The sequence below is a fragment of the Exiguobacterium sp. MH3 genome, from assembly GCF_000496635.1.
GTDB lineage: Bacteria > Bacillota > Bacilli > Exiguobacteriales > Exiguobacteriaceae > Exiguobacterium_A > Exiguobacterium_A indicum.
The window spans coordinates 113,064-134,522 of sequence record NC_022794.1; the positions used below are offsets into that span (position 1 = coordinate 113,064).

The 21,459-nt window shown below is 50.1% G+C and carries 18 protein-coding genes, 7 tRNA genes and 3 rRNA genes; 26 read left to right on the forward strand and 2 right to left on the reverse strand.

From position 1 onward, the window contains the following. The first annotated feature begins 2 nt into the window (after positions 1-2). The 21 genes from U719_RS00680 (at position 3) to U719_RS00780 (ending at position 16,701) form a co-directional block, all read left to right on the forward strand. Positions 3-605, forward strand: a complete 603-nt coding sequence (locus U719_RS00680; protein WP_023466658.1) for a KinB-signaling pathway activation protein — start codon at positions 3-5, stop codon at positions 603-605. A gap of 344 nt (positions 606-949) precedes the next feature. After that, positions 950-2,511: ribosomal RNA gene (locus tag U719_RS00685) — 16S ribosomal RNA — on the forward strand. Between the two features lie 165 nt (positions 2,512-2,676). Next, positions 2,677-5,590: ribosomal RNA gene (locus tag U719_RS00690) — 23S ribosomal RNA — on the forward strand. A gap of 47 nt (positions 5,591-5,637) precedes the next feature. Then, positions 5,638-5,753 (forward strand): 5S ribosomal RNA (gene rrf / locus U719_RS00695). Together the 16S, 23S and 5S rRNA genes with 7 tRNA genes alongside form the textbook arrangement of a ribosomal RNA operon. Positions 5,754-5,764: 11 nt before the next feature. Beyond that, positions 5,765-5,839: transfer RNA gene (locus tag U719_RS00700), tRNA-Asn, on the forward strand. 2 nt (positions 5,840-5,841) lie between these two features. Further along, positions 5,842-5,916 (forward strand) — tRNA-Glu (locus U719_RS00705). Between the two features lie 13 nt (positions 5,917-5,929). Then, a tRNA-Thr gene (locus U719_RS00710) sits at positions 5,930-6,002 on the forward strand. Between the two features lie 38 nt (positions 6,003-6,040). Continuing rightward, positions 6,041-6,124 (forward strand) — tRNA-Tyr (locus U719_RS00715). A 4-nt stretch (positions 6,125-6,128) separates the two neighbouring features. Then, positions 6,129-6,201: transfer RNA gene (locus tag U719_RS00720), tRNA-Lys, on the forward strand. A gap of 6 nt (positions 6,202-6,207) precedes the next feature. Continuing rightward, positions 6,208-6,279, forward strand: a tRNA-Gly gene (locus U719_RS00725). A gap of 9 nt (positions 6,280-6,288) precedes the next feature. Further along, positions 6,289-6,364: transfer RNA gene (locus U719_RS00730), tRNA-Ala, on the forward strand. Positions 6,365-6,575: 211 nt separating this feature from the next. Further along, positions 6,576-7,484, forward strand: coding sequence for an arginase (rocF, locus tag U719_RS00735; RefSeq protein WP_023466659.1), 909 nt, complete (start codon positions 6,576-6,578; stop codon positions 7,482-7,484). A 125-nt stretch (positions 7,485-7,609) separates the two neighbouring features. After that, positions 7,610-8,173, forward strand: coding sequence for an RNA polymerase sigma factor SigW (gene sigW, locus U719_RS00740; protein WP_023466660.1), 564 nt, complete (start codon positions 7,610-7,612; stop codon positions 8,171-8,173). Positions 8,174-8,189: 16 nt separating this feature from the next. Continuing rightward, positions 8,190-8,810, forward strand: coding sequence for an anti-sigma factor (locus U719_RS00745; RefSeq protein WP_023466661.1), 621 nt, complete (start codon positions 8,190-8,192; stop codon positions 8,808-8,810). Between the two features lie 79 nt (positions 8,811-8,889). After that, positions 8,890-9,750, forward strand: a complete 861-nt coding sequence (cdaA, locus tag U719_RS00750) for a diadenylate cyclase CdaA (RefSeq protein WP_023466663.1) — start codon at positions 8,890-8,892, stop codon at positions 9,748-9,750. Then, entirely contained in the window at positions 9,750-11,036 is a 1,287-nt protein-coding gene (locus U719_RS00755) for a YbbR-like domain-containing protein (RefSeq protein ID WP_023466665.1), read from the forward strand. Before cdaA ends, U719_RS00755 begins: the two co-directional genes overlap by 1 nt. 29 nt (positions 11,037-11,065) lie before the next feature. Then, positions 11,066-12,421, forward strand: a complete 1,356-nt coding sequence (gene glmM / locus U719_RS00760; RefSeq protein WP_023466667.1) for a phosphoglucosamine mutase — start codon at positions 11,066-11,068, stop codon at positions 12,419-12,421. Between the two features lie 412 nt (positions 12,422-12,833). Beyond that, a complete protein-coding gene (gene glmS / locus U719_RS00765) occupies positions 12,834-14,630 on the forward strand; it encodes a glutamine--fructose-6-phosphate transaminase (isomerizing) (RefSeq protein WP_023466669.1) in 1,797 nt (598 codons plus the stop codon). Between the two features lie 75 nt (positions 14,631-14,705). Continuing rightward, positions 14,706-15,272: a hypothetical protein gene (locus tag U719_RS00770; protein ID WP_023466671.1), complete on the forward strand. Its 567-nt coding sequence runs from the start codon at positions 14,706-14,708 to the stop codon at positions 15,270-15,272. Positions 15,273-15,295: 23 nt separating this feature from the next. Further along, entirely contained in the window at positions 15,296-16,063 is a 768-nt protein-coding gene (locus U719_RS00775) for a carboxylesterase (protein ID WP_023466673.1), read from the forward strand. A gap of 38 nt (positions 16,064-16,101) precedes the next feature. Further along, positions 16,102-16,701, forward strand: a complete 600-nt coding sequence (locus U719_RS00780; RefSeq protein ID WP_023466675.1) for a short chain dehydrogenase — start codon at positions 16,102-16,104, stop codon at positions 16,699-16,701. Positions 16,702-16,738: 37 nt separating this feature from the next. On the opposite strand, the gene U719_RS16790 is transcribed toward U719_RS00780, so the two are convergent. Next, the gene (locus U719_RS16790; RefSeq protein ID WP_023466676.1) at positions 16,739-16,912 is read right to left on the reverse strand and encodes a hypothetical protein; all 174 of its coding nucleotides are present in this window, start codon (positions 16,910-16,912) and stop codon (positions 16,739-16,741) included. 129 nt (positions 16,913-17,041) lie between these two features. Between U719_RS16790 and U719_RS00785 the strand changes: the two genes are divergently transcribed. From U719_RS00785 to U719_RS00800, 4 genes are all read left to right on the forward strand, one after another. After that, positions 17,042-17,602 (forward strand): isochorismatase family protein, encoded by a 561-nt coding sequence (locus U719_RS00785; protein WP_023466677.1) that lies wholly within the window; start codon positions 17,042-17,044, stop codon positions 17,600-17,602. Between the two features lie 13 nt (positions 17,603-17,615). Next, positions 17,616-18,098 carry a GNAT family N-acetyltransferase gene (locus U719_RS00790; RefSeq protein WP_023466678.1) on the forward strand — a complete coding sequence of 161 codons (483 nt, stop codon included), beginning with the start codon at positions 17,616-17,618 and terminating at the stop codon, positions 18,096-18,098. Further along, positions 18,095-18,988, forward strand: coding sequence for a phosphotransferase family protein (locus U719_RS16365; protein ID WP_023466679.1), 894 nt, complete (start codon positions 18,095-18,097; stop codon positions 18,986-18,988). Before U719_RS00790 ends, U719_RS16365 begins: the two co-directional genes overlap by 4 nt. Positions 18,989-19,052: 64 nt before the next feature. Continuing rightward, entirely contained in the window at positions 19,053-20,045 is a 993-nt protein-coding gene (locus tag U719_RS00800) for an NAD(P)/FAD-dependent oxidoreductase (RefSeq protein ID WP_023466680.1), read from the forward strand. Between the two features lie 61 nt (positions 20,046-20,106). Here the strand turns inward: U719_RS00800 and U719_RS00805 are convergent, their stop codons facing one another. Next, the gene (locus tag U719_RS00805) at positions 20,107-20,439 is read right to left on the reverse strand and encodes a helix-turn-helix domain-containing protein (RefSeq protein ID WP_023466681.1); all 333 of its coding nucleotides are present in this window, start codon (positions 20,437-20,439) and stop codon (positions 20,107-20,109) included. Positions 20,440-20,561: 122 nt separating this feature from the next. Between U719_RS00805 and U719_RS00810 the strand changes: the two genes are divergently transcribed. Further along, positions 20,562-21,416 (forward strand): NAD(P)H-binding protein, encoded by an 855-nt coding sequence (locus U719_RS00810; RefSeq protein WP_023466682.1) that lies wholly within the window; start codon positions 20,562-20,564, stop codon positions 21,414-21,416. Positions 21,417-21,459: the final 43 nt, after the last annotated feature.

Here is a 21,459-nt window from a genome sequence, read left to right on the forward strand (position 1 = left end):
GAATGAAGATTAAAGGATTTTTGAAGCTGTTTTGGATGACGCTCCTAATCGGAACGCTCGCCGGCTTCGTGTTTAACTTGGTAGCGGAACCTGGATATATCCGAAATCAATCGATTAGCGGATATGTGACGGCTCTCTCCTACAGTAGTACGTGGACAGCCATCAGTTTGATGGGATTCTTCTCGTACTTGATCTTACATCGCGTCGGACTCGATTTATTCCGCGGCGCAAAGCTTTGGAATCGTGTCCAAATCGTCTTGATTGCATTTGCACTATTTGACGGCGTCTACCTGCGCGGATTAGCATACGGCTTTGATAAGACGAGCCTTTATATTGGTGAGATGGTCGTCTTGCTGTTAATAGCGTTCTTAGTCGCGCGGACGAAAGCACGGGAAACGAACTTTACAGCGTTCATTCCAACATTGTTCCTCATGACAGTCATCACGTTGATCGAATGGGTACCTGCTTTGCAGGCAACACAAGATAAGCGGATGTTATGGGCGGCGCTTGCGACACTTTTAATCTGTAATGCGTATCAGATTCTAATGCTGCATCGCTTGCAAGAAAAGCCCGCTTCTCAAGGACAATCGCAAAAACAGGCGTAACGAAAAAGACCCGCGAACGGGTAGTGTTTTACCGGTTCAAGCGGGTCTATCTTTTTTCTAAAGTTTTTTTAGAAAAACAGTTGACGAAAAAAACAAGAGTTGATATATTAATACATGTCGCTGAGGCACACGCCAAACGCGAGCGTCACAGACGAAAAAAACTTCAAAAAAGTAATTGACATCACATATTACTTTACTGTAAGATTTAAAAGTCGTCAAATGACATATTGGACTTTGAAAACTGAACGATGAGGCAAAAATCGTATTCTACGGAATACAAAAACGAATGAAGCGCAAGCTTCGTCAATCGTGACTTCGGTCACAACAACGAGCAAGTCAAACACTTCATGGAGAGTTTGATCCTGGCTCAGGACGAACGCTGGCGGCGTGCCTAATACATGCAAGTCGAGCGCAGGAAACTGACGGAACTCTTCGGAGGGAAGGCAGCGGAATGAGCGGCGGACGGGTGAGTAACACGTAAGGAACCTGCCTCAAGGATTGGGATAACTCCGAGAAATCGGAGCTAATACCGGATAGTTCATCGGACCGCATGGTCCGTTGATGAAAGGCGCTTCGGCGTCACCTTGAGATGGCCTTGCGGTGCATTAGCTAGTTGGTGGGGTAACGGCCCACCAAGGCGACGATGCATAGCCGACCTGAGAGGGTGATCGGCCACACTGGGACTGAGACACGGCCCAGACTCCTACGGGAGGCAGCAGTAGGGAATCTTCCACAATGGACGAAAGTCTGATGGAGCAACGCCGCGTGAGTGATGAAGGTTTTCGGATCGTAAAACTCTGTTGTAAGGGAAGAACACGTACGAGAGGAAATGCTCGTACCTTGACGGTACCTTACGAGAAAGCCACGGCTAACTACGTGCCAGCAGCCGCGGTAATACGTAGGTGGCAAGCGTTGTCCGGAATTATTGGGCGTAAAGCGCGCGCAGGCGGCCTTTTAAGTCTGATGTGAAAGCCCCCGGCTCAACCGGGGAGGGCCATTGGAAACTGGAAGGCTTGAGTACAGAAGAGAAGAGTGGAATTCCACGTGTAGCGGTGAAATGCGTAGAGATGTGGAGGAACACCAGTGGCGAAGGCGACTCTTTGGTCTGTAACTGACGCTGAGGCGCGAAAGCGTGGGGAGCAAACAGGATTAGATACCCTGGTAGTCCACGCCGTAAACGATGAGTGCTAGGTGTTGGGGGGTTTCCGCCCCTCAGTGCTGAAGCTAACGCATTAAGCACTCCGCCTGGGGAGTACGGCCGCAAGGCTGAAACTCAAAGGAATTGACGGGGACCCGCACAAGCGGTGGAGCATGTGGTTTAATTCGAAGCAACGCGAAGAACCTTACCAACTCTTGACATCCCATTGACCGCTTGAGAGATCAAGTTTTCCCTTCGGGGACAATGGTGACAGGTGGTGCATGGTTGTCGTCAGCTCGTGTCGTGAGATGTTGGGTTAAGTCCCGCAACGAGCGCAACCCCTATCCTTAGTTGCCAGCATTCAGTTGGGCACTCTAGGGAGACTGCCGGTGACAAACCGGAGGAAGGTGGGGATGACGTCAAATCATCATGCCCCTTATGAGTTGGGCTACACACGTGCTACAATGGACGGTACAAAGGGCAGCGAGACCGCGAGGTGGAGCCAATCCCATAAAGCCGTTCCCAGTTCGGATTGCAGGCTGCAACTCGCCTGCATGAAGTCGGAATCGCTAGTAATCGCAGGTCAGCATACTGCGGTGAATACGTTCCCGGGTCTTGTACACACCGCCCGTCACACCACGAGAGTTTGCAACACCCGAAGCCGGTGAGGTAACCGCAAGGAGCCAGCCGTCGAAGGTGGGGTAGATGATTGGGGTGAAGTCGTAACAAGGTAGCCGTATCGGAAGGTGCGGCTGGATCACCTCCTTTCTAAGGAAAACGTCCCTTACGGGACATGCCCATCGTTCAGTTTTGAGAGCTCGTCTCTCAGTCTCGAAAGAGACACTCGCACCTTGAAAACTGAAGACATCAACAAGACATCAAACTTTTAATTAACCATGTCATTAGACGTGTGTTCTTAGAATACCAACGCTAGATCAAGGTATGAAGGGCGTACGGTGGATGCCTTGGCACTAGGAGCCGATGAAGGACGCGACGAACAGCGATATGCTTCGGGGAGCAGTAAGTATGCTTTGATCCGAAGATTTCCGAATGGGGGAACCCACCATCCGTAATGGGATGGGACATGTTACATGAATACATAGTGTAGCGTGAGGCAGACCCGGGGAACTGAAACATCTAAGTACCCGGAGGAAGAGAAAGCAAATGCGATTCCCTGAGTAGCGGCGAGCGAAACGGGAACAGCCCAAACCGAAGAGCATGCTCTTCGGGGTTGTAGGACACTCTACACGGAGTCAAAAAGGAAGACAGTAGGTGAAGGACCTGGAAAGGTCGGCCGAAGAAGGTGACAGCCCTGTAGCTGAAACTGTTTTCCCTCCAGAGTGGATCCTGAGTACGGCGGGACACGTGAAACCCCGTCGGAATCCGGGAGGACCATCTCCCAAGGCTAAATACTCCCTAGTGACCGATAGTGAACCAGTACCGTGAGGGAAAGGTGAAAAGCACCCCGGAAGGGGAGTGAAATAGATCCTGAAACCGTATGCCTACAAGTAGTCAGAGCCCGTTAACGGGTGATGGCGTGCCTTTTGTAGAATGAACCGGCGAGTTACGATAACGCGCGAGGTTAAGCCGATGAGGCGGAGCCGTAGCGAAAGCGAGTCTGAACAGGGCGTTCAGTGCGTTGTCGTAGACCCGAAACCAGGTGATCTACCCATGTCCAGGATGAAGGTCAGGTAACACTGACTGGAGGTCCGAACCCACGCACGTTGAAAAGTGCGGGGATGAGGTGTGGGTAGCGGTGAAATGCCAATCGAACCTGGAGATAGCTGGTTCTCCCCGAAATAGCTTTAGGGCTAGCCTCGAGGTTGAGAGTTCTGGAGGTAGAGCACTGATTGGACTAGGGGCCCCCACAGGGTTACCGAATTCAGTTAAACTCCGAATGCCAGCAACTTATACTCGGGAGTCAGACTGCGAGTGATAAGATCCGTAGTCAAGAGGGAAACAGCCCAGACCGCCAGCTAAGGTCCCAAAGTGTATGTTAAGTGGAAAAGGATGTGGCGCTGCCTAGACAGCTAGGATGTTGGCTTAGAAGCAGCCACCATTCAAAGAGTGCGTAATAGCTCACTAGTCGAGTGGCGCCGCGCCGAAAATGTAACGGGGCTAAACATACCACCGAAGCTGCGGATTCCGTAAGGAATGGTAGGGGAGCGTTCCAAACCGCTGTGAAGCTGTACCGGAAGGAGCAGTGGAGCGTTTGGAAGTGAGAATGCCGGTGTGAGTAGCGAAAAGAGGGGTGAGAATCCCCTCCGTCGAAAGCCCAAGGTTTCCTGAGGAAGGCTCGTCCGCTCAGGGTTAGTCTGGACCTAAGCCGAGGCCGAAAGGCGTAGGCGATGGATAACAGGTTGATATTCCTGTACCGCCGATCCACCGTTTGAACAATGGGGGGACGCAGGAGGATAGTGACGCATGCGGATGGAAGTGCATGTGCAAGTTTCAAGACCGTCTGATTGGCAAATCCGTCAGGCATCAAAGTCAAGGAACGATGCGGAGTCCCGTAGGGACGTAGGTCACGATTTCACACTGCCAAGAAAAGCCTCTAGTGAGGGGGAAGGCGCCAGTACCGTAAACCGACACAGGTAGGCGAGATGAGAATTCTAAGACGCGCGGGATAACTCTCGTTAAGGAACTCGGCAAAATGGTCCCGTAACTTCGGGAGAAGGGACGCTCTACATGAGTAGAGCCGCAGTGAATAGGCCCAAACGACTGTTTAGCAAAAACACAGGTCTCTGCTAAATCGCAAGATGACGTATAGGGGCTGACGCCTGCCCGGTGCTGGAAGGTTAAGGGGATGGGTTAGCGCAAGCGAAGCTTTGAACCGAAGCCCCAGTAAACGGCGGCCGTAACTATAACGGTCCTAAGGTAGCGAAATTCCTTGTCGGGTAAGTTCCGACCCGCACGAAAGGCGTAACGATTTGGGCACTGTCTCAACGAGAGACCCGGTGAAATCATAGTACCTGTGAAGATGCAGGTTACCCGCGACAGGACGGAAAGACCCCATGGAGCTTTACTACAGCCTGATATTGAGGCTTTGTGCATGATGTACAGGATAGGCGGGAGACGTCGAGCCCGGAGCGCCAGCTTCGGAGGAGTCACCCTTGGGATACCGCCCTTCATGCATAGAGTCTCTAACTCGCAGCCGTGATCCGGCTGGAGGACCGTGTCAGGCGGGTAGTTTGACTGGGGCGGTCGCCTCCTAAACAGTAACGGAGGCGCCCAAAGGTTCCCTCAGAATGGTTGGAAATCATTCGTAGAGCGCAAAGGCAGAAGGGAGCTTGACTGCGAGACCTACAAGTCGAGCAGGGACGAAAGTCGGGCTTAGTGATCCGGTGGTTCCGCATGGAAGGGCCATCGCTCAACGGATAAAAGCTACCCTGGGGATAACAGGCTGATCTCCCCCAAGAGTCCACATCGACGGGGAGGTTTGGCACCTCGATGTCGGCTCATCGCATCCTGGGGCTGGAGTAGGTCCCAAGGGTTGGGCTGTTCGCCCATTAAAGCGGTACGCGAGCTGGGTTCAGAACGTCGTGAGACAGTTCGGTCCCTATCCGTCGTGGGCGCAGGAAATTTGAGGAGAGCTGTCCTTAGTACGAGAGGACCGGGATGGACGCACCGCTGGTGTACCAGTTGTTCCGCCAGGAGCATCGCTGGGTAGCTACGTGCGGACGGGATAAATGCTGAAAGCATCTAAGCATGAAGCCCCCTCCAAGATGAGATTTCCCTTTGAGTAATCAAGAAAGACCCCTCAGAGACGATGAGGTAGATAGGTCACGGGTGGAAGCATGGCGACATGTGGAGCTGAGTGATACTAATCGGTCGAGGCCTTGTTCTAGCAGATGCTTGTTGATGACTTCAGTTTTGAGGGCGCGAGCCCGATCGTCTGGTGACGATAGCCAAGTGGTCACACCCGTTCCCATGCCGAACACGGAAGTTAAGCACTTGAACGCCGAAAGTAGTTGGGGGCTTCCCCCTGTGAGGATAGGACGTTGCCAGGCATTTAATTTATTCCGCAATAGCTCAGTGGTAGAGCAACCGGCTGTTAACCGGTAGGTCGTAGGTTCAAATCCTACTTGCGGAGCCAATGGCCCGTTGGTCAAGCGGTTAAGACACCGCCCTTTCACGGCGGTAACACGGGTTCGAATCCCGTACGGGTCACCATTATACTTTTTGTGCCGGTGTAGCTCAGCTGGTAGAGCAACTGACTTGTAATCAGTAGGTCGCGGGTTCGACTCCTGTTGCCGGCACTGTTTTTTCTCAATCGTATAAGTTTCCTAGACAAACTGGGGGGGTAGCGAAGTGGCTAAACGCGGCGGACTGTAAATCCGCTCCCTCGGGTTCGGCGGTTCGAATCCGCCCCCCCCCACCATGTCGAGCCATTAGCTCAGTTGGTAGAGCATCTGACTTTTAATCAGAGGGTCGCAGGTTCGAATCCTGCATGGCTCATTTCTTGCGGAAGTAGTTCAGTGGTAGAATACGACCTTGCCAAGGTCGGGGTCGCGGGTTCGAATCCCGTCTTCCGCTTTTTCTTTCGGGGCCTTAGCTCAGCTGGGAGAGCGCCTGCCTTGCACGCAGGAGGTCAGCGGTTCGATCCCGCTAGGCTCCACCAATTTTATTTAAAGATCTTAAGCGAGTTTCGTTCGTCTTAAGTTTTTTTTATATGAAATGCCAAGCATAACCAGAGTACGTACGCAAGAACACCGTGATTCCCTTCACGGTGTTTTTTTGTATATTCATGCGTTTTTTTGTTGAGTTGAACCACTTGTTTGTTACCGCTTACAATACATGTAGAAGTGACTATGACATAGGGGGAATAACGAATGAACATCGCGTATATCAGCGTACCGTACCGTTATGGACAAGGAAAGCCAGGCACTGAACACGGACCTGCTGCTGTCGAAAAAGCCGGTCTACTCGCGACACTTGAAGCACGGGGACAAGAAGCAGTACGCTACGGGGAAGCGGCTGTCTTATCCGAGGATGCAGTCCGGGAAGAAGATCCGAAGCTAAAACGTCTTGAAGGCGTCGTCCATACGACGAATGACTTGCACCTGATCGTACGTGACGCGTTATCGGAGCAACGTTTTCCGTTATTAGTCGGTGGCGATCACAGCATGGCGATCGGAACGATTGCAGGGTTACGTCAGACTGTACCCCGTCTTGGTGTCATCTGGTTCGATGCACACGGTGATTTGAATACACCGGAAACATCACCGTCTGGCAATATTCACGGCATGCCGCTCGCTGTCGCCCTTGGGGAAGGACATCAGCGTTTAACGGAAGTCGGAGGAACCGATGTCAAACTGCAACCGGAACATCTCGTCTTCATCGGATTACGTGACGTTGATCCAGGCGAACAAGAGCTGATTGATCGTCTTGGTATTCGTGTCTATGATATGGAAGCGATCCGAACTCGGGGAATGGACGCGATCATGGAAGAAGCGATTGCCTATTTGAAGGAAACGACGGATGCGTTCTATCTTAGCTTTGATATGGATGGTCTCGATCCATCACTCGTCGTCGGTACCGGAACACGTGTCGCCGACGGTATTTTCTTAGACGATGCGAAAACGGTGCTCCAGCATTGCGCAACGGCAGAAGACTTCATTGCAGCTGAATTCGTTGAAGTGAATCCGTTGCTTGAAGAAGGAAACGGAACAGCAGAACTTGCGAATGAACTAATCGGAGATCTACTTTTGGCAATGGAAACACATCGCTTAGTAAAATAATGGATAGAACTTGAACTCTTTTCATCGGGGTTCAAGTTTTTTTTGTTACAATTTAAAAGGAGATGAAACATTTATCGGTCGACTTCGTATAAGAGATTGACCGCATAGAGCGGGGGGTATTCAAAGTGGAAGAAACGACACTACGCTTAATTGAGCGAGTGAAACAGGGAGACCGTGATGCATTCGCGGCACTTGTTGATCTATATAAGGAAGGTGCCTTTCTTGTGGCTTTCCGTGTCTTGCGCGATCGAATGGAAGCGGAGGATGCGACACAGGAAGCCTTCATCCGTGTATTTACGAAAATTGATTCGTATAATGCACAATGGAAGTTCCGGACTTGGTTGTACCGAATCGTCACGAACGTATCGATTGACCGATTACGGAAAAAGAAACCTGATTATTCTCTTGATGCTGAGATGTCAGGTACTGAAGGACTGACATTGTATTCACAACTCGAGAGCAAGGACACCTTGCCGGAGGACCAAGTGGTCGATAACGAGCAACGAAACGAAGTCGGGGACGCGATTGCGGCTTTACCAGAAAAATACCGTGTCCCACTCGTCCTGAAATATGTAGAAGATCTTTCGCTAAAGGAAATCAGTGAAATGATCGAATTACCTGTCGCTACTGTCAAAACTAGAATTCATCGTGGACGAGAAGCGCTGAAGAAGCATTTTGCCAAACGATGAGAAGGAGGAACTCACCATGTCACGAGAGCATGTACATGAACGGATCCAGGATTATTTAGACCAAAACCAACCACCTGAGGAATTCGAGCGATTAGAAGCAGAGTTACGAGAAGTAGACGCGATGGACGAGTTCGAAGAGTATCGGCTCCTTGATGCTCGACTGCGTCAACTTCCAGCGCCTAAATTATCGGCAGATTTTACATCCCGCGTGCTGGCACAATTGCCTGAACAGGTGGAGACGCCAAGCGCTGCTTTGCTGCACCAACCGCAACCGTCTCGTTTTGGAGGGAAGATGAAGCAATATCCATTGCTCGCGGCAGCGGCTGTTTTCTTACTTTTGTCGGTCGGTAGCCTTGGTGGTTATATGGCACAGGAAGAACATGACTTATCTTATACGAATGCACCAGGCATCGTCGCTCAAAATGGTGAGGTCGTTGTCCCGAAAGGTGTCACAGTCGATCAAGATCTCTATGTCGAAGGCGGGAACGTCCGCATCGAAGGGAAAGTCAATGGCGACGTCATGACCGTTGACGGGAAAGCGTACACGGCGAGTGCTGGTAGCGTGACCGGAGAAATCAAGGAAATCGATCAATTATTCGAACGCGTATGGTACGGAATCAAGCGTCTATTTCAATAATCAGCTGGGACGAGTCGAACTCGTCCCTTTGTGCTATAATGGAAACTGTTTAAATCAGATGAGTTAGGGGGCACGGTTGGTGAATTACTTCAGCTGGCAACCACTTCAATTTCAATTGTTGAAACTGGGAGAAAACGTACATTGGTACGATTATATTAATGACGTGATTGATATTGCGGTCGTGACGTTCGTCATTTACCGTCTCATGATCATCGTCAAAGGAACAAAAGCGGTCCAGCTCATTAAAGGGATCTCGGTCATTTTGATCAGTTGGTTCCTGAGTGGCTTTTTTGGACTCAAAACACTGCAATTCTTACTGAATCAAATCATCACCTATGGGTTACTGGGGATTATCATCATCTTCCAGCCCGAACTCCGGCGTGGACTGGAACATTTAGGACGAACGAGTAAATTCTTCTCGCGTAGTGCGGTCAGTGATGAAGATGAACAAATTCGAATCGTCGATGCGCTCGTATCGTCTGCTCAGTACATGTCAAAACGGCGTATTGGGGCACTCGTGACGATTGAACGGGAGACTGGACTGAGTGAATACGTGGAGACGGGTATTCCGCTCGGCTCACAAATCACGAGTCAGTTGCTGATCAACTTGTTCATTCCGAATACACCCTTACATGATGGTGCCGTCATCGTCCAGCAAGGCAAGTTAGCAGCAGCCGCTTGTTACTTACCGCTGTCTGAGAGTGCACATATCTCAAAAGAGCTTGGAACACGTCACCGCGCAGCAATTGGTGTCAGTGAGGTGACGGATAGTGTCACGCTCGTCGTCTCGGAAGAAACGGGTGGTGTCTCACTCGCCATCAATGGACGTCTATACCGGGAACTCGACGAAGAATCCTTGCGGACGAAGTTACTTGAGACGATCGTCAAGGCCGAACCGACGAATACTTCCTTCTTGAACTGGATGGGGGCGAAAAAATAATGTTCGAAAAGTGGTTCAATGAGCGCTGGTTTTTACGCATCGTTGCCGTTGCCTTAGCCGTCATGTTGTATTTGATGGTCGCAGGTTCGAATACGACGGGAAAAAGCGATGCCGCTAGTCTGTTACCGATCGCAGGACAAGGCTCGACGAAGTTTGACGTACCGGTCACGGTCCAGTATGATGAATCGCAATGGGTCGCCTATAATATTCCAAATACGATGGAGGTCACCGTAAAAGGTCCTTCGAGTAGCTTGACGATGCTCCGGCTTGTTCAGGATTTTGGATTATCGATTGATTTGAAAGGTCTCGACCCGGGCTATCATCGTGTCCGTGTCACACCGACTGGCTTTGGAAAAGATGTCGAAGTGACGCCGAAACAACAGACGATCGAAGTCTTCCTCGATAAGAAGATTACGAAAGAAGTACCGGTACAAGTCGCCTTACTCAATAAAAACAAAATCGCTGAAGGATATGTCGCTGGGGAAGCGCAACCGAACCAACAAACTGTTGAAGTCACGGGAGGCGCGGAGAAGTTACAGGCGATTTCAGCAATCCAAGTACCGATTGATGTGACCGGTCGGGCAGAGACGTTCAAAGAGACGTTCAATGCTAAAGCGACGGATGCGAACGGGAATACGATTAATGCATCTTATCAACCGGAGCAATTAGAAATCACAGTACCGATCTATAAGGAAAGTAAGACGGTACCAATCAATGTGAAGACAAAAGACAACGTCAAAAAAGGGTATACCGTTGTCAAGATCGTTCCCGTCACGACGGAAGCTCGTCTATATGGAACAAAAGAAGAGTTGGAACGGATTGGTTCCGTTGATACAGAAGCGGTCTCGCTTAAGGGATTGACGAAGACGACGGAAAAAACCGTCAAACTCGTGGAACCGGAAAACGCGACGGCGATGGATCCGACACAGGTTACCGTCAATATCGTCGTTGAAAAAGAAAATGCGAAATCGACGACAGAAACCGTCGAGGATCGAGCAGAGAAAACGATCCCGGGTGTGACGGTCACGTTGAACGGGTTTGATGAGTCGAAGTATACGATTGATTATAACCAAACGATGGATGTCGTTGTCCGTGGGAAAGAATCGGATCTAGCATCGATTGATGCGACGGACATTAAAGCGGTCATCGACGTGACAGGACTAAAAGAAGGAACACATGGATTGCCGATTTCATACCAGACGTCGAAAGCCTTCGATGTCTTGCGTCCGGATAACATGGATGTCACGTTAAAAGCCGTGCCTCGGACATCCGTTCCGACCAATTAAAACAAATTAGTGAAATGAGGAAATAACATATGGGTAAGTATTTTGGAACTGACGGCGTACGCGGCGTCGCAAACGTAGAATTGACACCGGAACTGGCGTATCGCCTCGGTCGAACAGGTGGTTACGTGTTAACAAAACACGAAAGCACACGACCTAAAGTCTTAATTGGACGCGATACACGTGTTTCTGGTCAAATGCTTGAGAACGCACTTATCGCGGGTCTTTTATCGATCGGTGCAGAAGTCATGCGTCTAGGTGTCATCTCGACACCAGGTGTCGCGTATTTGACAAAAACAATGGATGCGACAGCAGGAGTCATGATTTCCGCGTCGCACAATCCAGTAGAAGATAACGGGATCAAGTTCTTCGGATCAGACGGCTTTAAGCTTGATGACGCAACAGAACTTGAAATTGAAGCATTACTCGATGAAGCAGAAGATACATTGCCACGCCCAGCCGGAAAAGAACTCGGCTTCGTTCATGATTATTTTGAGGGCGCACAAAAGTATCTGCATATGCTTCGTCAGACATCGGATGAAGATTTCTCAGGCATCCATGTCGCGATTGACGGTGCACACGGAGCGACGTCAAGCCTCGCACCACGTCTATTTGGTGACTTGGAAGCAGAAGTATCGACGATCGGAACGAATCCGAACGGACTCAACATCAATGATGGTGTCGGTTCGACACACCCTGAACACCTTGCTGCCTTCGTCAAAGAAAAGAGCGCAGATGTCGGTTTGTCATTTGATGGCGACGGCGATCGCTTGATTGCAGTCGATGAGAACGGCGATATCGTCGATGGTGATAAAATTATGTTCATCTGCGGGAAATACTTGAACGAACTTGGTCGTCTGAAAGACAACACGATCGTTGCGACGGTCATGAGTAACCTTGGTTTTCATAAAACCGTCAAAGAAAACGGGATGACGGCACTTCAGACAGCAGTCGGTGACCGTTATGTCGTCGAAGAGATGCGTAAGAACGACTATACGCTCGGTGGCGAACAGTCGGGGCACATCATCTTCATGGATTACTCAACGACAGGAGACGGCATGTTGTCAGGCGTCCAGTTGTTGCAAATCATGAAAGCGACAGGGAAGAAGTTATCAGAACTCGCAGCTGAGATGCCGATCTTCCCACAACGTCTCGTCAATATCCGTGTTTCAGATAAAAATGGCGCAATGAGCGGTCCTGCTGTACAAGCAATCATTGCGGAAGTTGAAGCGGAAATGGCGGGGAACGGACGGATCCTCGTTCGTGCGTCAGGAACAGAACCACTCGTTCGTGTCATGGCGGAAGCTCCGACACAAGAAGCGTGTGATGCGTACGTCGAGCGGATCGCGAATGTCGTTCGTGAGAACTATGCGTTACAAGAAAACTAAGAAACCCGAAGCAGAGCGATTGCTCTGCTTCTTTTTTTACAATTATTTTAGAAAAACAGCTTGAGATTTTTACAAAAAATAGGGATTATACGTATTGATTAGTGAAATATCGGGAATAGTTACAACTACGTTACCTTTCTTGCTTTTTCAAAGTAAAGTTCGTATGATGGTGAAGTCGGACAGAAACGGGGTCAGACGGAACTAAAAAGCGCCAGGGCTTTCTTCGTAGGTTGAAAGCTGACGAGGTGGAGGTTTATCGAATCATTCGGCGGATGCCTCCCGGTAACAGGTCCATACCGTAAATCGTTCTGAAATCGTCCAAGTGATTGGGCGGACAAACAGACCGATCGGGATCCTCTCAACAAGAGCCGTTTCCTCTTCAGGGAAATACTTGTAAATGGAGAGATGTAACATGTGCGGAATCGTAGGTATGATCGGACAGGTCAACACGAAAGAAATTTTATTAAAAGGTCTCGAGAAGCTCGAGTACCGCGGCTATGACTCGGCAGGTCTTGCGTTCGTCAACGACGGCGTCCAAGTCCATAAAGAAGTAGGCCGGATTGCTGCGCTACGCGAAGTCGTTCCTGCAGAGGCAGACGGCACAGTCGGAATCGGACACACACGTTGGGCGACACACGGTGTCCCAAGCGTACCAAACGCGCACCCACACCAAAGTGCGTCAGCACGTTTCACACTCGTGCACAACGGTGTCATCGAGAACGATGAGCAGTTGAAAGCAGAATTGAACGTCGATCTCCTGAGCGACACGGATACAGAAGTCATCGTTCAGATGATCGAAAAGAACTTCAACGAGACAGGCGACGTCGCGGAAGCATTCCGTCAAACACTCCGCGTCTTGCATGGTTCGTATGCGCTCGCATTGATCGATGCAGAAAACCCGGACGTCTTATACGTCGCGAAAAACAAATCACCACTTCTCGTTGGTCTCGGTGACGGTACGTTCAACGTCGTCGCTTCAGACGCAATGGCAATGTTGCAAGTAACGGATCAATTCGTTGAGTTGCATGATGGTGAGATGATCATCTTGACGCGTGATAGCGTGACGATCCAAGATCTCGACGGGAACGTCCAAGAGCGTGAAGCGTACACGGCTGAAATCGATGCATCAGATATCGAAAAAGGAACGTACGCGCACTATATGCTCAAAGAGATGGATGAGCAACCAGCAGTCATCCGGAACATCGTTCAAAAATATCAAAACGAAGCAGGCGACATCACACTCGATCAATCAGTCCGTGATCTCGTACTCGGTCGTGACCGTGTCTATATCATCGGTTGCGGAACAAGCTACCATGCTGGTTTGATCGGAAAACAGTTGATCGAACAAATCGCAGGCATCCCGACAGAAGTGCACATCTCTTCTGAGTTCGGATACAACATGCCATTATTGACAGAGAAACCGCTCTTCCTCTTCCTTTCACAATCAGGTGAAACAGCGGATAGTCGTGCCGTTCTCGTCGAAGCGAAGAAACTTGGTCACCCGGCACTGACGATCACTAACGTTCCAGGATCAACATTGTCACGTGAAGCAAACGCAACATTGTTGCTCCACGCGGGTCCAGAAATCGCCGTTGCTTCAACAAAAGCGTATACAGCTCAAATCGCTGTTCTCGCTGTCCTTGCGTTTGACCTTGCTCAAGCAAAAGGGGTTGCCGTCAACTTCGATCTCATGAAAGAACTCGGTAAAATCTCAAGTGCGATGGAGTCGGTCATGTCTCAAAAAGATCGCTTCCAAGAAATCGCGACAGAATACTTGTCTGAGTCACGCAATGCGTTCTTCATCGGTCGTGGACAAGATGCATACGTCGGGATGGAAGGTGCATTGAAACTCAAAGAGATCTCGTATATCCAAGCAGAAGGATACGCGGGTGGAGAGCTCAAGCACGGTCCGATCGCTTTGATTGAAGACAACACACCGGTCATCGCGCTCGTGACACAACCACACGTTCATCTCAACAACCGTGGGAATATCAAGGAAGTCGTCGCACGTGGGGCAAATGCGTGTGTCATCGCAGCAGAAGGTCTTGAATTGCCAACAGATGCATTCGTCATTCCAGCAGTCGAGCCACTCTTGTCACCACTCTTGTCGGTCTTACCACTTCAATTAATCTCATACTACGCGGCACTCGGTCGCGACTGTGACGTCGATAAGCCACGTAACTTGGCGAAGTCGGTAACGGTTGAATAAGGAAACAAATCGACTCCAAATGACAGGCGTGTAAGCGTCTGTCGTTTGGAGTTTTTATATTAGGAGGAGAACGAGATGAACCGCTGGATCACCGCATTTCCTAAGAGATATGAACAGGACGTTCGGGTCGTTAAAGCATGTCTACCGTTTGGATGGACACGATTATCACCAGGGGCGATCGAAGTAAATATAGAACAGGAACACATACAGATTCCGATGCGTTTGTATTTATCAGAAATCGACTCGGAGCGGATCAAGCAACTGACGTCGACTCAGCAGACGATTTTATATTGCCTTTACACCCGTCACCATGATGGTCATGTTCGTGAGCAGTATCTTCAGCAGTTACTTAAAAACCATCCACACGACGGATGGGTTCTTGCCTATATCATCGAACTTGCTAGTGAATACGTCCGTGACATCGTCGACATCATCGTACCCGCAATCGAGCAATGGGATCCGGAAGTGAAGCGGCGATTCGTCGAGGATGATCCGGCATACATGAAGCGAATCGAAGACCGGATGATCAGTTACTGGAATGCTTATTATCGGTCAAGTGGCGAACGACGATCCGAAGCGAACTACCCAGGCTTTCGGATTATAGAGTCGTTACGGGAGGATGCTTCGGTGGAGGAAGTGTGAAGAGATGAAAAGGAGGGGCGCACTTGATTACGAAATCAAAGGATCTGTACTTAGAAGGACCCGGACCTGCTGTTTTGTTGTTACATAGTTTTACGGGAAGTGCGAATGAGATGCGGGGACTCGCTCGTTTTTTACATGCAGCCGGCTATACCTGTTACGCGCCCAATTACGCCGGGCACGGGGAATCGCCGGAGCGCTTGTTTGAGACGACGATCGAAGACGTCTGGCAGTCCGCGCAAGTCGGACTCGCGTTTTTACAAGATCGAGGACACAAAGACATCTTTTTGATCGGACAATCACTCGGTGGAGTAATGGCACTTCGACTAGCAGAACAGTCAGGATGCGCTGGACTCATCTTACTCTCGACGCCGATTCTTGAGCGGACGATTGCGGGACTCGAGCACCGCGTCCGTCGGTATACGGAACGGTATTTTCAGTTTGACGATCGTTCACCGGAGTGGATCGTAGACTTTGTCGACCGTCATTTTCCACGCCCAGAAAAAGACTTATGGGCACTACAACAGTTCATTCTCGACACAGGAGTCGTCTTGCCGAAGATCACGCAGCCCATCGCTCTATTCCTTGGCGCCTTAGATGATGCCGTCTATCATGCGAGTCTCGAGCGAATCGAAACGACGGTGCCGAGCCGAGATCAGAAAAAGGTTCTTCTTCCGAACAGTAAACATCTACTGACACTCGATCGGGATAAACAACTTTTGTTCGAAGAAATTCTCATCTTCTTGAAGACGCATCCGGTAGATTCCTTGAAACCACCATCTGCTGTGCAGTAGGCTAGATAGGTAAGTTAGACGAGAAAGGGGAAAGGATCATGCGAATTTTAGTAGTAGGAGCAAGCGGAACGATTGGGCAGGCAGTCGTCGAACGGCTGAGTGAGCGGCATGACATCATTCGTGCCGGACGAAGCGGAGCGGATGTACAAGTCGACATCACATCAGAGGAAAGTATTCGGGCGATGTATGAAACAGTCGGTTCTGTTGATGCCGTCATCAGTGCCACAGGTGGTGCTCATTTCGGTCCATTGACGGACTTAACACCGGAGCTTAATCAAATCGGAATCGACAGTAAACTAAAAGGTCAGGTCAATCTCGTCTTGCTTGGTTTAGAGTCAGTACGAGACGGGGGAAGCTTTACGCTGACGACCGGCATCATGATGGACGATCCGATTCGCCAAGGCGCATCCGCTGCGCTTGCGAACGGTGGGGTCAAAGCGTTCGTTCACGCAGTAGCGATCGAGATGCCACGAGGTATTCGGATCAACAGTGTCAGTCCGAACGTACTGATCGAGTCGCTTGAAAAGTACGGACCCTTCTTCCGTGGTTTTGAAGCCGTTCCGGCGTCACGTGTCGCGACGGCGTTCGAAAAGAGTGTCGAAGGGGCACAGACAGGGCAAAATTACGAAGTCTATTAACTAAAAAAGCAGATAGCGAAAATCGCTATCTGCTTTTTCATAGACCGGATAGGACATAACGTTCAATTCCGAAAAGTAATAGAGTGATTCCAAGGCAAATGAGTAAGTTACGTACGAACCAACGACCTGTCATCGTCCGGTTCATGATCAGCTTCTCCAGTGTCAGATTGACGAGAAGCACACATAAGAAGATGACGCCAAACCAAATCATCCAGACACATCCTTTCCTTCTTCTTAACGAATCCAACAGCTAAAAAGTTTCGTGTCTGTCAGGAGCAGGAAATCATTCAGATGAACGGGAAGGAAACAAACAGTCGATTTTACAAGGAGGAACATGACGATGAAACAAGCAGTCCTAGTGATTGATTTTCAACAGGAACTCGTCGACGGGAACACGGAAGAACGTCCGGTATACTTAAAAGAGCAAGTCGCGCATGTCATCGAAGCGGTCGTACTTGAAGCAGACGAACGAAACGTTCCGGTCGTTTTCATTCGGGATTTGGACGTCGCTGGCGGAACAGGACCTGGGTTTGCAGTCCATGACTCGATTCCCGTTCCAGCGTCCAGTGTCACGTTCGATAAAGCGGCGACGAATGCGTTCCATGATACACCCTTGCTCGATCATCTACGCCAAGCATCGATTGAACATCTGATCGTTTTAGGCTGTAAGACGGAACACTGCATCGATACCGCGGTGCGCAGTGCGACGGTGCACGGCTTTGATGTCACACTCGTCGCCGACGGGCATACGACGAACGGCTCCGATGTCCTGACGCCGGAGCAAATGATCGCCCACCACAATCAAGTCTTGCACGGTCATTATAACGTCGAGCACTTTGCGATTGTTCGTCCGTCAACGGAAGATGTCTTCACCCCAACCCACAATGACTACCGGACATGAAGAGGAGAATAAGATGATTGAATTACGAAAAATAACAGCGTCCGATTACGATCGCTACGCGACGCTCGTCCAAAACGAACGTGTCATGCGTTACATCACGGAACAGGCATTAACAGATACGGAAACGAAACAACGCTTTGACCGAATCCTTGAACAACAGCAGCACGACCGACTCGGATCGTATCTGATTTATACCGAAGAGACATGGATTGGAATCGGGCACATGACCCGGAGTCAAACGCAACCGTTCGAAGCAGAGCTCGGTTACATGCTGCTACCCGATCAGTGGGGACGCGGATACGGCACAGCGATTGCAGAGCGTCTCTTACAGTTAGCGACAGAAGAAGAGTTACAGGTCGTCACGGCAACGATTGATCCAGCACATGAAGCGTCGCGCCGTATTTTGATCGGATTAGGTTTTGAATCGACCTATGTTGGACCGATTGACGGTCTACCAGGTGAAACGCTACAGAAAATAGTGGGGACGACAGAATGACACGAGACGAATGGATTGAACATTTTCAACTCGATGTCGCAGCATGCGCGACTGTCGACGAATCGTATAGTTCTGAAGTCGATCGTCTCGTTTTAGCGGATGGTCAGGTCGTTTTCTTAAAGCGCCCCTATACGGCTGAAAAGTGGTACCGGGAGCGAGGCTGGATTCATGCACTAGAACGATTTGTACCCGTGCCGCACATCTTAGCTGAAGCAGCTCCCGGACAGACGACCGGGGCGTTCGTGCTTGCTGCCTTACCGGGACAGGCACCGGTCACGATGACTAAAAAATTGGCGTACGAAATTGGTCGAACGCTCGCAATGCTGCATACGTGTACAGGAGAAGCTTACGGCGAGTATACGGAAGATGGATTTTATGCCTATCCGGTTCAGAACTGGCGACGCTTCCGGAATGAAAAACTCGATGGATTCATGCCGTTCATCACATCCGAACTCGATCCCGTTTTTTTAGAGAACATCCAAACAGAGTTAGTCAGACGAGAACAGTCGTTACCGGAGCCTTCATGTCCCGTTGCCACACATTGTGACTTCCGCCTAGCAAATTTACTGACGGTAGGTGATCAAGTCATAGGGGTGATCGATTTCGAGACGACCCGTTATGGGGCGATCGAGATGGACTTCACGAAGATCGTCCGTAATCTCAATACGTTCGGTTCCATTTACGTCACGGCATTTCAAGAAGGATACGCGACGTTACACTCAGACGTGCCAATTGAGATGTATCTAGCACACTATCGTTTGTGGGAAGCACTCACAGCTGTTGGCTGGTGCATCAAACGTGGACTAGAAGAGCACCGGGCGTTCTTTGAGGAGAACATCATGCTCATCGAGCAGGAATTACAGATGACGAGCATATCGGAAGGGTATTGATTCACCCATGTCTTGGAAGAAACCTCTATACTTAGGGAAATGAGGAATATGAGGGGGAAGCGAGATGACAGGGAAACGAATCGGAATCATCGGTGGTGGACTCGCCGGAATCTTTGCGGCACGTCAATTGCAGGCAGCAGGACATGCTGTTGAAATCATCGAAAAAAGCCAGAGCGTCGGGGGGCGAATGGCAACTCGTCGGATTGATGAAGGAACAGCGGATCATGGTGCCGTCTTCTTCACGGTTCGGACGGAAGAGTTGGAACGCGAAGTCGACGAATGGCTTGAGAAGGGATGGGTTCGTAAGTGGTTCGGAACGGATTTTCCACGCTATGTCGCAACGAACGGCATGAATCAACTCGTACAAGCGATTGGTCGAGGGATTCCCGTTCAGTTGAATGAGCAGGTCACGCATATTACGGCAACAGAGGATGAACTCGTCACACAAGCGACGGATCATCAAGGTACGTATGATGCGTTACTCGTGACGGCGCCTGTGCCGCAAGCATATGAACTGTTGCAGTCTTCTGATCTGGCGCTTGGAGATGACGATCATGAGCAGTTACGCCAAGTGACGTTCGAGCCGACATTCGTGGGTCTGTTTGAAATCAAAGAGCGACTGACGATCGGAGAAGTTGGTCTACAAGACGAACAACTTGTCGATGGGATGTTAAAACTCGTCAATAATGCCGAAAAGCAGATTTCGAAGACGACACTCCTAAGCGTCTATATGACAGCCCGCTTCAGTGAAGACTGGTACGAGCGTCCGGAAGAAGAGACACTCGCTGAAGTCGAGCGGCTGTTACAACAGCAACTTGGACCGGTGACGATTGTTTCGCGTCAGCTCAAACGTTGGCGTTACGCTCAGGCACGCGCGGTTTACCGGACACCGCATTTGAAACTAGCGGCACATCCGCTCTGGCTTGCTGGTGATGCGTTCCTTGAAGCCGATGATGCGTCAGGGCGGACGCGCGTCGAGAGTGCTGTCATCTCCGGATTACGCGTCGCTGAAGCCATCGACACCCACTTACGTCAGACGGTGACAGCGACGGAATGAACGACAACATGCACTTCTTTTCTGAATCGAGAAGAAGCGCATGTTTTTTTGTTACTCACGATCATTCCCCTTGAAAGTGTTGCTCACTCCAAGCTGCCATTTGGTCAAGAATCGGTAAAAAACTATGTCCGGCATCCGTCAGTGAATATTCAACGCGAGGAGGAACTTCGCCAAAGACGTGTCGTTGAATCAAACCATCCGCCTCGAGCTCGCGAAGCTGACGCGTTAATGTTCCTTTAGAGATACCTGTTAATTGTTGCAGTTCATGAAAACGATGCGTCCCGTGTGTCAGGTGCCACAGCAAGATGATCTTCCATTTGCCAGCGACCATCTGTTGGACCCGAGTGACTGGACAAGCCGTCCGTTGATTGGTCGTTGAATCGAATACAGCCACGTTCATCCTCTCCCATTGGTTCGTTTTGAGGGACCTAGTTTCAGATAAGTGCCTACTTTTTTTAGTGTATCACCTGGCGTATCATGAAGAACAACATCAAACTTTAAAGGAGTGGTTTCATCATGAAATGGTTAATTACAGGCGCAACCGGAAAATTAGGTGCGCGCATCGTGCAACATCTCAGTGAACAAGTCGGCAACGAACATGTAGCGGTTAGTGTCCGTGACGTTGAAAAAGCAGCGTCGCTTGCAGCGCAAGGAATCGACGTCCGGCATGGTGATTTCGATCAGCCGGAAACACTCGGACACGCGTTTCAAGGCATCGATCGTCTGCTGATCATCTCGACGGACGGTGAAGAAGCAACACGGATCCGGCAACATCAAGCCGCTGTCACGGCAGCACAAGCGGTAGGCGTCAAGCTGATCGGTTATACGAGTATCGCCAATGCGGCACAGAGCACGAACGGACTTGCGCGAACACATCGGGTCACAGAAGAAGCGATTCAAGCGACAGGTATCCCGTATGTCTTTTTCCGCAACAACTGGTATCTCGAAAATGAACTCGGAACGATGGATGCCGTCGCACAAGGTGCAGACTGGTTAACAGCAGCAGGTGAAGGCAAAGTCGGATGGGCGTTACAAGAGGAGTATGCGCTAGCGATTGCGACGGGACTGACGCTCGAGCATCCAAAACCAATCTATGAACTATCAGGTCCGTTGCATACACAAGCAGAACTCGCGAATGCAGTCGGAACAGTACTTAACCGATCGGTCGCTGTAGATGAAGTAGATAGCGCGACCTATGGCGAGCGGATGCAAGCAGCTGGCTTACCTGACTTCTTGATTCCAATGTTGACGGGTATTCAGGCAGATATCGCAGCCGGAACCCTTGCGGTGGAAAGTACTGATTTTAAAGAATTACTCGGTCGTCCTGTGACGACGCTAGAAGAGGGAGTCCGTCTCCTTTTGAAAAGATAAGTTCATCTGAACGTTTTCAGGATGAACGAGTAGGGTAAATCCC

What these genes read in the sequence shown, in the direction of transcription:
- U719_RS00680 (WP_023466658.1), top strand. Translation starts at nt 3, where the DNA reads ATGAAGATTAAAGGATTTTTGAAGCTGTTTTGGATGACGCTCCTAATC.
- rocF (WP_023466659.1), top strand. Translation starts at nt 6,576, where the DNA reads ATGAACATCGCGTATATCAGCGTACCGTACCGTTATGGACAAGGAAAG.
- U719_RS00745 (WP_023466661.1), top strand. Translation starts at nt 8,190, where the DNA reads ATGTCACGAGAGCATGTACATGAACGGATCCAGGATTATTTAGACCAA.
- U719_RS00755 (WP_023466665.1), top strand. Translation starts at nt 9,750, where the DNA reads ATGTTCGAAAAGTGGTTCAATGAGCGCTGGTTTTTACGCATCGTTGCC.
- glmM (WP_023466667.1), top strand. Translation starts at nt 11,066, where the DNA reads ATGGGTAAGTATTTTGGAACTGACGGCGTACGCGGCGTCGCAAACGTA.
- glmS (WP_023466669.1), top strand. Translation starts at nt 12,834, where the DNA reads ATGTGCGGAATCGTAGGTATGATCGGACAGGTCAACACGAAAGAAATT.
- U719_RS00770 (WP_023466671.1), top strand. Translation starts at nt 14,706, where the DNA reads ATGAACCGCTGGATCACCGCATTTCCTAAGAGATATGAACAGGACGTT.
- U719_RS00780 (WP_023466675.1), top strand. Translation starts at nt 16,102, where the DNA reads ATGCGAATTTTAGTAGTAGGAGCAAGCGGAACGATTGGGCAGGCAGTC.
- U719_RS16790 (WP_023466676.1), bottom strand. Translation starts at nt 16,912, where the DNA reads ATGATTTGGTTTGGCGTCATCTTCTTATGTGTGCTTCTCGTCAATCTG.
- U719_RS00785 (WP_023466677.1), top strand. Translation starts at nt 17,042, where the DNA reads ATGAAACAAGCAGTCCTAGTGATTGATTTTCAACAGGAACTCGTCGAC.
- U719_RS00790 (WP_023466678.1), top strand. Translation starts at nt 17,616, where the DNA reads ATGATTGAATTACGAAAAATAACAGCGTCCGATTACGATCGCTACGCG.
- U719_RS16365 (WP_023466679.1), top strand. Translation starts at nt 18,095, where the DNA reads ATGACACGAGACGAATGGATTGAACATTTTCAACTCGATGTCGCAGCA.
- U719_RS00800 (WP_023466680.1), top strand. Translation starts at nt 19,053, where the DNA reads ATGACAGGGAAACGAATCGGAATCATCGGTGGTGGACTCGCCGGAATC.
- U719_RS00810 (WP_023466682.1), top strand. Translation starts at nt 20,562, where the DNA reads ATGAAATGGTTAATTACAGGCGCAACCGGAAAATTAGGTGCGCGCATC.